Origin of the sequence: Kocuria coralli (assembly GCF_008831305.1) — a bacterium.
Classification (GTDB): Bacteria; Actinomycetota; Actinomycetes; order Actinomycetales; family Micrococcaceae; genus Kocuria; species Kocuria coralli.
In genome coordinates, this window is sequence record NZ_ML708612.1 from 106,680 (window position 1) to 119,122 (window position 12,443).

The following is a 12,443-nucleotide window of genomic DNA, read 5'->3' on the forward strand; positions in this document are numbered from 1 at the left end:
CCCCCGCGAGCCCTCTCCGGGCGCCGCCCACGGAAGGCGGCTCGTCCGCGCGGGCCGGCGATCGGGCCCCACGCGCTCGCATCCGTGACGAGACCCGCAAGACAGACAAAGGTAGACAAGGCAGGCAGACGAGGAGAAGGAGGTTGCGTGGCTGTTCGCGATGACTTCGTAGCGTCGCCGGATCGGGAAGCACATGCGATCCCCGGACGCCATGCGTCCCCGGCGACGGGAAGAGGCCGCCGCAATCTCAAGACCGTGGTGGGGGCCGGGGTCGTCGCCGTCCTCACCCTGGTCGCCTGCAGTTCACCGGGTGAGCCCGAGGGGGCGCCACAGGCCGGCTCGGTGACCTTGGACACGAGCCGTGAGCCCAGCTCGGTGCTGTCCCAGACCTATTCGCCCGTGTACTGGTCCGGAGCGGATACGCAGTCGCAGCGGTTGTTCCGGGAGACCTTGCGCGTCGAGAGCCCTTCCACCGCCGACCCCATCGAGACGGCCGTGCTCGCCATGACCCAGGCCCAGCCGACGGATGGCGACTACAGAACGCTCTGGCGCCCGGTATCGCACGTGGGGACGTCCTTCACGGCTGACACGATCACGATCGACCTGCCGTCCTCGGCGGTCTCACGGCACCTGGAGGAGGCGCAGGCGCGCCTGGCGGTCCAGCAGGTGACCCACACCGCCGTGGCGGCCGCCAAGGAAGCCGGGCTGGTCGGCCAGGACGCCGATCCGGGCGTGCGGATCCTCGTCGACGGCGCCGGAGAGCAGACGGTCTTCGGATCCTATGAGCTTCCCGACGCCCAGAACGCGGAACCCGGCTCCCTGGCCCGCCTGAGTCTCGATCAGCCCGCCCCGGGCCTGAGCCCCGGTCAGGTGCGGTTCACGGGCCGTTTCGACAGCGACCTGACCGATGCCGTGGTGACGATCACCCGCGTAGGCGCGTCCGAGCGGGAGTTCCTGCATCGCGAGCACCTCGACAGCGCCCCGGCCCCCGCCCGCCAGACGGAGGTGGCCGTCGAGGCCGACCTGGACGCGGGACGCTACGTGATCACCCTCACCGCGACCGACCGCGACGGAAACCCGGTGACCGACGACCACCTGTTCGCCGTGGGCGCGGAGGCCGACCGCGTCGTGGCAGAGGGCTGACCGCTGCCGTTGCCGCGGTAGGCACGCAACGCCCCCGCCGGCCCCGGGACCGTCAGCCCTGGATCACCTGCGGCTGCGCGACCGCCTTCAGCCCGGCGACGCCGAACTCCTGGCCGTAGCCGGACTGCTTCGCGCCGCCGAACGGCACGAACGGATTGATGGTGCCGTGCGAGTTGATCCACACGGTCCCGGCCTGGATGCGCGCCGCCACCTCGCGCGCCCGCTCGCGGTCCGAGGACCAGACCGACCCGCCGAGCCCCACCTCCAGGTCGTTGGCCTGCGCGATCGCATCTTCCAGGTCGGTGTAGCGGATGATCGGCAGCACCGGCCCGAACTGCTCCTCTCGGACGAGGTCGTTCCGGGGATCGATCTCGGCGATGAGCGTCGTCGGGTAGAAGTAACCGGGGGCGTCGTAGTCGGGATCGGCACCGATCACCACACGGGCGTCGGAGGCCGTGGCGGCCTTGACCAGACGGTCGACCACGTCGAACTGCATCTGGTTCTGAAGGGGCCCGAGGACGTTCTGCTCGTCGAGGCCATGCCCCATCGGCATGCTGCGGGCCACCTCGGCGAGAGCCTCGACCACCTCGTCGTAGAGCGAGTCGGGAACGTAGAGGCGCTTGAGCGCCGCGCACGTCTGGCCCGTGTTGATGAACGCCCCCCAGAACAGCCCTTCCGCGATGGCCTTCGGGTCGGCGTCGTCAAGCACGATGCCGGCATCGTTGCCGCCGAGCTCGAGGGTCAGCCGCTTGATGTTCCCGGAGCTCGCCTCGATGATCCGCTTGCCGGTGCGGGTCGAGCCGGTGAACATGATCTTGGCGATCCGCTCGCTCTCGACGATGCGAGCGCCGAGCTTGCCCCCGCCGACGACCGTGTTCAGGACCCCCTCGGGCAGCACGGAGTTCAGCACGTGGGTGATGGCGAGGCCCGAGAGCGGCGTGTGCTCCGAGGGCTTCGACACCACGGTGTTGCCCATCCGCAGCGACGGGACGATCTGCCAGATCGCGATCATCATGGGCCAGTTCCACGGCGTGATCGCCCCGACGACGCCGAGCGGCCGGTAGTGCATCTCGGCGTAGGTCTCGCCGTCGTCGACCACGACCTCGACCGGCAGCGGTGTGCCGGCGGGCACCCGCGTCCAGGCGGCGCATCCGCCGACCTCGAAGCGCGCATTCGGCCCGTTCAGGGGCTTGCCCTGCTCGCGCGAGAGCAGTTCCGCGAGCGCCTCGGCGTTCTCGTCGATCGCGTCGGCAGCCCGGTTCAGGTAGGCGACGCGCTCGTCGTCGCTCAAAGCGGCCCAGCTCTTCTGGGCGGCTTCCGCGCGCTCGATCGCGGCGTCGACGTCGGCCGCGGTATGCTCGGGCACCCGCCCGATCAGGTCCCCGGTGGCAGGGTCGAAGATCTCGCGCCCGTCGTCGACGGTGATGGCCTCGAGCAGGGTGTCATAGGTGTGCATGGTGGTTCTCCTTCACGGTGCGTCTCACGAGGGAAGTATCGGGCTGCTCCTGCGCTACTTGCCGCAGGCGCACCCGTCGGCATTGCCGCAGTTGCAGCCGTCGGAGCAGCACCCGCAGGTGCCGTCCGCGCAGCATCCCGCTCCCCCGGTCCCGCAGGCCGCCCGTGCGTCCTCGGGCAGGTCCATCGTCGGGTTCTGATCGAGGAAGCCGTGCGGCTTGAACCAGAAGCCCGAGTAGTCCACGGGCATGACCGGCCAGTCCTCGGTCCGGGGCAGGTGGGTCGGGCCGAACTGGTGCCACAGGACGATGTCCTCGCCGTCCAGGCTGCGGTTCGCCTTCGTCCAGGCCGGCAGCCCCTGCCAGCCGCTGCTCTGGCTCGGGAAGGTGCCGGCGGGATAGCGCTCGTCCTCGGCGTACCGGGTGCCCCACAGATGCTTGGTCGCGAAGTTGGCGCGGGCGAACACCGTCGAGTCGGGCTGCGCGAGAAGGACCGGCTTGCCCTCGGGGATCAGCCGGTAGCCCGTGGGCTTGCCGACGTAGTTCTTCCGATGGGCGCTGCGGACCTCCCAGACGCGGCCGGTGAGGCCGTCGGCCATCCGCTGCGCGTCCTGCTCGCAGGTCAGCTTCCTGTCCGACCACGTGAACGCGTTTCCGCGCCGGTTGAGCGGGCCCGTGGGCAGCGGGACCACGCCGATCTCGTGGAGGGTGTTGTCCTCGCCGTCGATCGCGACGTCCAGTCGGGCCGAGAAGATGTGCTGGTGCACGGGCGTGAAGAGCCCGGGCGAGATCTCGGTGTTGAAGGGATTGTCCGTCCCCGGCACGCCCGAGCCTCCGAACACGACGCCGGTCGCCTTCGCCTCCACCTGGATCGAGCCGTCGAGGTAGAAGTACCAGAAGAAGCCGTAGTCGTAGTTGCCGATCGTCGCGAAGTAGCTGATCACCAGGCGGCGGCTGCGCCTGGTGTCCGGCTTCCCGTCCAGGTCGGTGTGCTTCCACTGGATGCCGTAGTCCTCTTCGTGCATGCAGATGACCTGGTCGAGCTTGACGGGGTGGCCGAGGTCGTCGTTCACGAAGCCGTCGAAGTAGTGGATGACGCCGAGACAGTCGCATCCGAGCGCGAGCGGGTTGGCGTTGCGTCCGAGCAGGTACTCCCCCGCGTCGAAGTAGCTCACCCAGTAGCGCGTCTCGTCGACGTCGCCGTAGGGCACCACCATCTCGGGAACGCTCGCCCGGGTGATCACCGGGCGGTCCTCCGTCCCGTCCCGCCAGGTGATGTCGCTCAGCACCAGTCCTTCGCGGGAGTTGAAGCCGACGTGCAACGTCCAGTTCTCCCAGCGCACGACGTTGGCCTCGACCGAGAAGCTCGGCCCCTCCGGCTGGGTGATCTCGATCGGCTTGAGGCTCGTCCGGGCCGGCCCCTGCGCCTCGATCGAGTAGTTGCCGTGCTTGGTCGGGGTTGCCACGTCGCCTTCGTCGTGGACCTTGAAGACTTTGCGCTCGATCATGTCGACCTTGACGATGAGTCCCTCGACCGGGTGGGCCCACGGGCTGTCGCCCTCGTTCGGGACCAGGTAGGTGAGCGAGCGCAGGTAACGGCGGCTGCCGTCCTCGGTCTCATCCGGGAAGTAGCCGGGGGCCAGGGGCGAGCAGAAGCAGGTCTCGATGTAGTCCGCGAGACCGCGCCGCTCCATCGCCGCCCGCCATCCGGCGTCGGCCTTCACGATATCGGCGACCTCGAAGAACTCCTCCATCAGCACCGCCGCCTGGCCGCGCTCGGGCGTGGAGGGCAGCTCGTTCGCCTCGACGACCTTCTCCTCCGTGATCGAGACCAGGACCTCGGTGTGCGTTCCGTCGGAGCGGTCCAGGAGCGTCGCGCTGGCCCGCCGTTCGAATGGCTCGCCCGGGACCCATGCCGCGAGCGTGGCCTTGGGAGGGTCGACCGGCAACAGCATCGCCATGCGCACGTGCTCCGTCAGGTGACCGGCTCGTTCGAGCGTCTCCCGCACCGAGGTGATCTCGGAGGCGTTCAGCGGATCCAGCGGGTGCACCGCATCGAGCGGCGTGCTGACGCGCTTCCCGTGGGTGTGCGTGGTGTCGGGCTGGTGTGTCATGGGAGTCCTCATCGAGTCCGGTATGTGATCCTCACCATAGGTCACCTCGATCACCGGGGACTTGTCCGTGGGTGCTGAGCAATGGGCTGAGGACGCCGTCTGCGCAACGGACTCGCCGGATGTCACGCGCATCTGCCGGCGGTGGATCAGCACGAAGCCCGGCGGCACTCGCGCGGGCGAGGCGAGCACGAGCGGACTCGGGAAGGCCAGGTCCCCGGGTCGCATGCGGACCTCGCGCCCGTCCTGGATTAGGCTCAGCGACTCCTATGCCCACCGGCCGGTCGCGACGCTGAGGACGGCGGCAGCCGCCGCACCGGCCGTCGAGGACCGCAGCACCTCAGGACCCAGGCCGACCACGCGCGCGCCGGCCGCGCGGAACATCTCCGCCTCCCGGTCGCTGATACCGCCTTCGGGGCCGACGATGACGGCGATCGAAGAGGCCCCCAGGGCGGTCTCACCGAGTTCGTCGAGAACGGCGGGCAGGGAGGCCGATGCGCTCTCGTGCAGCACGAGCCACAGGGTCCCGGTCTCCTCGCCGATCAGTGCCGCGAGGCTCGCCGAGTCCACCGGGTCGCGCAGCACCGGCCAGAGGCTCCGCCGCGACTGCTTGGCGGCCGCGACGACGGTGTTGCGCCACTTCTCCAGCTGCTTCTCCGCCCTGTCCGGGCGGAAGCGCGCCACGGAGCGCTCGGCCTGCCAGGGCGTCACGGCGTCGACGCCCAGCTCCGTGCAGGCCTCGACGGCCTGGAGGTCCCGGTCGCCCTTGGCCAGCGCCTGGACCAGGGCCAGTCGCGGTGCGCGCTCCGGGGTGCGGCTCACATCCGTGGCCTCCAGGGCCAGGAAATCCTTGCCCGTCTCCCGGAGCAGCCCCGTGACACGGTGGCCCTGCCCGTCGACCAGGTCCAGCGCCTCCCCGGATCGCAAGCGCCGGACGGTGGTCGCATGCCGGGCCTCGGGGCCCGTCAGCGTGACGGTATCGCCGGCCGCCACGCCGCCCAGCGGGCCGTCCGACCGGAAGACCGGGAGGCTCACTGCTCGGCGAACCGGTCCCGGAGACGGGAGAAGAAGCCGCCCCCGTGGCCGCGCTCGTTCGAGGTGCTCACGGCGGTACCGGTATGGCTCTGCTCGCCGCGCAGCTCCGCGAGCTGCTCGAGCAAGGAGCGCTGCTGGTCGTCGAGGTCGGTGGGCGTCTCGATCTCCAGGTGCACCACCAGGTTGCCGCGCGCCCCGTCCCTGCTGTTGAGCTTGCCCGCGCCCAGCCCCGGCAGGACGCGTGTCCGGCCGGACTGCGTCCCGGCCTCCACGGGGACCTCCTGCGGACCGTCGAAGGTGTCGATCTTCAGCGTGGTGCCCAGGGTGGCGGCCACCATGGGGACGCGGACGACCAGGTGCAGGTCGTCGCCGTCGCGGCGGAAGCTGGGGTCGCTCTGGACGCGGGTCTCCACGTAGAGGTCGCCGTTGGGGCCGCCCGCGGTCCCGGCCTCGCCCTGGCCGCTCAGCCGGATCCGGGTGCCGGTGCGGACACCGGCGGGGATCTTGACGTTGAGCTGGCGCTTGTCCCGGACCCGGCCCTGGCCGTAGCACTCCTGGCACGGGTTCTTGATGACGGTTCCGAAGCCCTGGCAGGCGTTGCAGGGGGCGACGGTCATCACGGTGCCCAGAGGGGAGCGGATCGGCTGGCGGACCTGGCCCGCGCCGCCGCAGATATCGCACTGCGTGGGCTCGGTGCCGGGCTGGCAGCACGACCCGTTGCACTCGGGGCACACCACGGCGGTGTCCACCGTGATCCGCTTGTCGGTGCCGAACACGGCTTCCTGCAGGGAGATGCGCTCGGTGATCAGGGCGTCCTGGCCCTGGCGGGTACGGGACTTGGGGCCCTGCTGGCCGCCCGCGCCCTGGAAGAAGGCGTCGAAGATATCGCTGAACCCGCCGAAGCCCCCGGCTCCGCCGAATCCGCCCGCACCGAAGCCGCTCTGCCCGTTCTCGTCGCCGGTGGCGTCGTAGATGCGCCGCTTCTCCGGGTCGGACAGCACGTCGTTGGCGTGCGCCACGCGCTTGAACTCATCAGCGGCGTCCGGGGAAGGATTCACGTCCGGATGGAGGGTACGGGCCTTCTTACGGTAGGCGCGCTTGATCTCCTCGGCACTGGCATCCCGGGACACGCCCAAAGTCTGGTAGTGATCGCTCACCGATTAGTCCGTTCGTCGTCGTTCAGTAGTGGTTTCGAAAGCGGCGCTGGGACGGCTCCCCCGAGGGAAGCGCGCCGGGGCGGCCGCGGTGGCCGTCCCCGCTGGCGGCTCATGGGCCCAGGACCCGCGAGAGGTACCGGGCCACCGCGCGCACGGCCGCCATGGTCGAGGGGTAGTCCATCCTGGTGGGTCCCAGGACCCCCAGCTTCGCACTTTCCTGCGGACCGTAGCCCGTGGCGACCACGGCGGTCTCCACGAGGGGGTCGGAGGCATCCTCGGCGCCGATCCGCACGGCGATGCCGCGTTCGTCCTGCTGCATCTCCGAGAGCAGGCGCAACAGGGCCACCTGCTCCTCGAGGGCTTCGAGCACCGGGCCGATTGTACGGGCGAAGTCCCGGGTGGCGTTGGCCAGGTTCGCCGTTCCCGCCATCACCATCCGCTGCTCGGAGCTGATCGCCGCGAGTCCTTGGAGCGCCTCCGCCACGGCCAGCATGATGGGGCGCTCGGCGGAGGGGGCCTCCAGCGCCGCCGCCGAGATGGCGGGTATGGCCTGGACCACGCTGCGCCCGGTCACGCTCGCGAGGATCCGCAGCCTGGCGTCCAGGACCGAGGCCTCCGAGGTCGGCTCACCGAGGGTGATCACCCGCTGGGCCACCCGGCCGTCGGTCGGGATCAGCACCACCAGCACCTGATGCTCGTCCATCCGGACGAGTTCGACATGGCGCACGGTCGTGGCCTTGACCGTCGGGTACTGGACGACGGCGACCTGGTGGGTCAGCTGGGCCAGCAGGCGGACCGTGCGCTCCATGACGTCGTCGATGTCCTCCGCGCCCTCCAGGAGGGTGCGGATGGCCCGGCGCTCCGGAGCGGACAGCGGTTTGAGCGAGGTGATCTGGTCGACGAAGGTCCGGTAGCCCTTCTCGGTGGGGATGCGCCCGGCACTGGTGTGGGGGGCCATGATCAGGCCCGCGTCCTCGAGCGCTCCCATGTCGTTGCGAACGGTGGCCGAGGAGACGCCGAGCTTATGGCGCTCGACGAGGGCCTGGGAGCCCACCGGTTCCCGGGAGTGGACATAGTCGTCCACGATGGCCTGCAGGACTTGAAGGCGTCGTGGATGATCCAAGCCGGTCCTCTCCTTAGGAAGGCATCGCGGGTGCGCTCATGGCGACGTGCCGATGACACGCGCTCATGAATACATTGGCACTCTAGGGTCGACAGTGCCAATGAGTCTAACGCTCCGCGTCCCTCGCGGTCGCGATGCCGGTGACTTGCTACGCTCGCGGCTGATTCTCGTGCCCGGCCGTCTCGCCGGGGCACGGACCGAGCGACGCCGGCGGCTTCCGTCGTGTCCCTTCCGATCTCTTCCCGATCACTTCCCCAGCTCTTCCCCAGGAGGCGTCCTTGTCCGATCCGTCATGGGGCCCGCGCAGCCTCGAGGACCTCGCCGCCCAGCGCAGGGGGCCCCAGGCCCGGCCGCTTCCCGTCGCCCGTGGCATGGTCCTGGAGGAGGTCTCCACGGGCTGGGTGGGCGCCGTGGTCTCCCTGGAGACCATCGGGGGCATGCGGGTCATGAGCCTCGAGGACCGCCGGGGCAAGATCCGCGCCTTTCCCCTGGGACCGGGCTTCCTCCACGAGGGACAGCCCGTGATCGCCGCAGAACCGCAGCGCAGGGCCGCGCCCGCCAAGCCGCGCCGCACCCGCTCCGGGTCCGTCGAGGTCGAGGGCTTCCGGGCCCGGACCGCCCTGGCCTCGCGGATCTGGGTGGAGGGCAAGCACGACGCCGAGCTGGTGGCCAAGGTCTGGGGTCACGACCTCGCGGTCGAGGGCATCGTGGTGGAGCCGCTGCACGGCGTGGACGACCTCCCGGCAGCCGTCCGGGACTTCGAGCCGGGTCCGTCCAGGCGCCTGGGCATCCTGGTGGACCATCTGGTGGAGGGGTCCAAGGAGTCGCGTATCGCGGCCCAGGTCATGCAGGTCGCCTCCGCACCGGGCAACGTGCTGGTCCTGGGACATCCCTACATCGACATCTGGCAGTCCGTGAAGCCCTCCGCTCTGGGCATCCCCGCCTGGCCTCACGTGCCGCGCGCCACGGACTGGAAGACGGGGATCTGCCGCGGCCTGGGCTGGCCGCACTCCACCCCGGAGGACATCGGGCGCGCCTGGAGCCGCATCCTGTCCACCGTGGACTCCTATGCGCACCTGGAGCCTCAGCTGCTGGGAAGGGTGGAAGAGCTCATCGACTTCGTCACGGTTCCGGACCAGGCCGGCCGCTGAGCGGCATCGCCGCCTCAGACCCCTGAGCTGGGCCACAGGGTCGTTCCGTCGCATCGTGGCGACATCGCGCGGGACCACATCGCAGGGTTACATCGCGACGTCACACGGCTGAACCGCGGGCCGGTTCCCGGCCTGCCGGCCGCCGCCTGCGCCATCGGAGGCCGGTCGGCGGGTAAGCTCGGGCCTGAACATTTCGCTGCTCTCCCCTCGGCATGGCCGCCGCATCGGTCGGCGCGAGCTCCCCGGGACCACTGCCGCAGCGGAGTCCGCATGATCGCCGGCCGGCGATCTTGAGCACGAAGGTATACCGTGGCCGTTTCGACCAGCAGCCGACGACCCGGCGATGAGGACCCCTCCCAGGACGAGCCGAGTCCATCGGGCCACCCCGCCCCGCAGGACGGCGAGGCCGATCTCGAGCACGATACGGGGTACGACCCGGAGTACGACGACGACCGGGACAACCGGCAGACCCCGTTCGAGGGACTCTCCGCCCGCCCCAGGCCGATCAGCGTCTCCGACGACCAGCAGCTGGCCACGCTGAGCCATATGCTGGGCATCGCCGGATGCCTGCCGAGCATGGTGATCCACCGGTGGTCCCGCGGGCGGGCGCGGTTCACGGAGCAGGAATCCCTGGAGGCGGCGAACTTCACGATCGTGCCCACCCTGGTCATCATCGCGTGCCTGCTGCTGGCCTTCATCCCCTACCTGGGCTGGATCTTCGCCCTCCTGGCGGCGGCGGCCTGGCTGTTCCTGGCCGTGTTCTCGTTGCACGGGGCCATCGTCGTGAACAAGGGCCGTCCGTGCGTCTACCGCTACAACACCTACTTCTACGACCTCCTGACCCGCCGGCGCGCCGAGCGCAAGGCCGCACGCGCGTCGAGCGGGCCCATGACGGCCACCGGGGAGATCGTCAATGTTTCCGGCGCCCGGGACACCCGGGACGGGGCCGGCGCGGAGAACGACAAGGGCTGAGCCATGCCGCTGCGCAGAGCGGCACGCTACAGCCGGCTGGTCCAGTAGAGCGCTCAGGTCACGAGGCGGCGGACCACCGCATCGCCCAGGAGCCGCCCCGTGAGGGTGAGCACCACGTGGCCGCCCAGGGCCTCCCGGCCGTCGATCAGTCCTTCGGCCACCAGCGGCGCGATCTGCTGGCGGGCCTGGCTGTCCAGCACGCCGATCGACAGTCCGTCGGCGATACGCGTCTCGAGCATGATGCGCTCGAATCGCCTGGTGTCATCGTCCAGGGTCTCCCGCCCCACGGCCGGTGACTCCCCCGCCCTGACGGCGGTCGTATACGGCATGGGGTGCTTCCGGTTCCACCAGCGCACCCCGCCCACGTGGCTGTGCGCACCCGGGCCGATCCCCCACCAGTCCTGGTTGTGCCAGTAGGCCAGGTTGTGGGCGGAGCGGTTCTCGGTGGCCGTGCGGCCCTGGGCCGCACGCGACCAGTTGGAGATCTCGTACCAGGTGAAACCCGCCCGGGCCAGCAGGTCGTCGGCCAGCTCGTACTTCTCCGCCTGGTCGTCGGGATCGATGGGCGCCACCACGCCGCGACGCATCTGGGAGTGCATCTTGGTGCCCTCCTCCACGATCAGGGAGTACGCGCTGAGATGGTCGGGCGCATAGGAGATCGCCTCGGTCACGGATCGCTCCCAGTCGGCCAGCGACTCCCCCGGCGTGCCGTAGATGAGGTCCACGCTGACGGACAGACCCGCGTCCTTGGCCCACTGCACGGCCCTGGGGACGTTGCGGGGGTCGTGGGTCCGGTCCAGGGTCTTGAGGACTTGCGGGACGGCGGACTGCATGCCGAAGGACACCCTGGTGAACCCACCGTCCGCCAGCACCTGCAGATCCTGCGCCGTCACGGAATCGGGGTTCGCCTCGGTGGTGATCTCGGCGCCGTCGTCGAGCCCGAACTCCTCCCGGGCGACCGCGAGGATCCGGGTGAGGTGGGCGGCCGGCAGCCGGGTGGGGGTTCCGCCGCCGAAGAAGACCGTGTGCAGGGGGCGCCGGGGCAGCCCGGAGGAGGCCAGCACCCGAGCGGCGAACCCAACCTCCCGCTCGGCGTCGAGGTGGTAGGCCTCCTGGGAGACGTCAGGGCCGAGCTCCAGGGCGGTATAGGTGTTGAAGTCGCAGTATCCGCACCGCACCGAGCAGAACGGGACGTGGACGTAGAGGCTCAGGGCACGGTCCTCTGCGCCGGCGAGCACGCTGGGCGGCAGCAGCCCGTCCGCCGGGGCGGGGTCGCCGTCGGGAAGGGAAGGCAAGGGGGCGTCTCCTGGGTCTGTCGTTCTGGCGGATCGTTGCGGATCTCCGGGATCCTGGTTCTGGGGGCTGCCGGTTCTCCGGCACGGGCCCTCTGGTGCCAGGCCCCGCAGGCGGCGTTCACAGCACGGCGGCCACGCCCGTGATGTCGTCATGTGCGGTCAGCCTGGGGACCCGCGTCCTGGCCGGGTCCGCCGCTTCGGCATGACGCAGGCGACGGACTGAGTCCAGCGCCGTCCCCGCGTGCAGGGAGTCGAACAGCTGCTCCCGGGTGACCAGGTGGAACGGGCTCACGCAGCGCTCCAGCCCGTCGGAGAGCACGGCCACCCGCGCGGGCGCCGGTTCCCGGAGGCGCCGGAGCCTCCCGTGCGCTGCGGCCCGCTCGTCGCCGCCGAGGATCCACAGGCCCTCCGGCGTGTTGCGCCGTCGTCGTGACGCGGCCTGGCCGTCGAGCACCTCTCGGTAGGCGGCCCCGGCGGAGAGTCCTCCGGCCCGCAGCTCCCGCCACCTCTGCAGCACCCGTTCCTCACCGCCTTCGTACTGCGGGTCCGTGACGGTCACGATGCCGTCGTCCGTCTCGATCCACAGCGGTGAGTCGCCGATCCTCCACGCCAGGAGGTCCTGGCCGGCACGCACCACCAGCGACAGGGTGGCGGTCGGGCAGGCCGCCCGCCCGAACCGTGCGCCGAAACCGAGCTGCGCCCGCCTCCGGGCCTCCTCGACCACGGCGGAAAGTTCCTCGCCCGTGAGACCGCCGGACGACGGCTCCTGCCGCAGAGCCTTCGTCAGCCCGAACTGCAGGAAACGGCTCAGCGCCCACGCGAAATGCGCGACCTGGGCGTTGGCCGTCACGGGGTCGCGGGCGTCCAGAGGAGTGGCGCCGTCGACCACCCAGACCGCGAGGGTGCCGTCGTCGCCGCGCACGGCTCCCCAGGCGTCCTCCGGAAGGCGTTTACGGGAGGTGACCACGGCGCGCACCGGTGCGGATCCGTGTGCCGGCATAG

The 12,443-nt window shown here is 70.6% G+C and carries 10 protein-coding genes; 3 read left to right on the forward strand and 7 right to left on the reverse strand.

The features are described from left to right. Nucleotides 1-147 precede the first annotated feature (147 nt). Complete coding sequence (locus tag FCK90_RS03740; RefSeq protein ID WP_158032956.1) at nucleotides 148-1,143, forward strand: GerMN domain-containing protein; 996 nt, start codon at nucleotides 148-150, stop codon at nucleotides 1,141-1,143. 52 nt (nucleotides 1,144-1,195) lie between these two features. On the opposite strand, the gene FCK90_RS03745 is transcribed toward FCK90_RS03740, so the two are convergent. From FCK90_RS03745 to hrcA, 5 genes are all read right to left on the reverse strand, one after another. Further along, nucleotides 1,196-2,599, reverse strand: a complete 1,404-nt coding sequence (locus tag FCK90_RS03745; protein WP_158032957.1) for an aldehyde dehydrogenase family protein — start codon at nucleotides 2,597-2,599, stop codon at nucleotides 1,196-1,198. Between the two features lie 54 nt (nucleotides 2,600-2,653). Beyond that, nucleotides 2,654-4,936, reverse strand: coding sequence for a primary-amine oxidase (locus FCK90_RS03750; protein ID WP_246179956.1), 2,283 nt, complete (start codon nucleotides 4,934-4,936; stop codon nucleotides 2,654-2,656). A 39-nt stretch (nucleotides 4,937-4,975) separates the two neighbouring features. After that, a complete protein-coding gene (locus FCK90_RS03755) occupies nucleotides 4,976-5,743 on the reverse strand; it encodes a 16S rRNA (uracil(1498)-N(3))-methyltransferase (RefSeq protein WP_158032959.1) in 768 nt (255 codons plus the stop codon). Further along, entirely contained in the window at nucleotides 5,740-6,900 is a 1,161-nt protein-coding gene (dnaJ, locus tag FCK90_RS03760; protein ID WP_158032960.1) for a molecular chaperone DnaJ, read from the reverse strand. Before dnaJ ends, FCK90_RS03755 begins: the two co-directional genes overlap by 4 nt. Before the next feature lie 109 nt (nucleotides 6,901-7,009). After that, a complete protein-coding gene (gene hrcA, locus FCK90_RS03765; RefSeq protein ID WP_158032961.1) occupies nucleotides 7,010-8,023 on the reverse strand; it encodes a heat-inducible transcriptional repressor HrcA in 1,014 nt (337 codons plus the stop codon). Nucleotides 8,024-8,301: 278 nt separating this feature from the next. Between hrcA and FCK90_RS03770 the strand changes: the two genes are divergently transcribed. Then, nucleotides 8,302-9,174, forward strand: a complete 873-nt coding sequence (locus FCK90_RS03770; RefSeq protein ID WP_158032962.1) for a DUF3097 domain-containing protein — start codon at nucleotides 8,302-8,304, stop codon at nucleotides 9,172-9,174. Between the two features lie 309 nt (nucleotides 9,175-9,483). After that, complete coding sequence (locus FCK90_RS03775; RefSeq protein ID WP_158032963.1) at nucleotides 9,484-10,146, forward strand: DUF4870 domain-containing protein; 663 nt, start codon at nucleotides 9,484-9,486, stop codon at nucleotides 10,144-10,146. A gap of 53 nt (nucleotides 10,147-10,199) precedes the next feature. On the opposite strand, the gene hemW is transcribed toward FCK90_RS03775, so the two are convergent. Together hemW and FCK90_RS03785 are read right to left on the reverse strand one after the other, a co-directional pair. Continuing rightward, entirely contained in the window at nucleotides 10,200-11,441 is a 1,242-nt protein-coding gene (gene hemW / locus FCK90_RS03780) for a radical SAM family heme chaperone HemW (protein WP_158032964.1), read from the reverse strand. Between the two features lie 118 nt (nucleotides 11,442-11,559). Continuing rightward, nucleotides 11,560-12,441: a protein phosphatase 2C domain-containing protein gene (locus FCK90_RS03785; protein WP_158032965.1), complete on the reverse strand. Its 882-nt coding sequence runs from the start codon at nucleotides 12,439-12,441 to the stop codon at nucleotides 11,560-11,562. Nucleotides 12,442-12,443 lie beyond the last annotated feature (2 nt).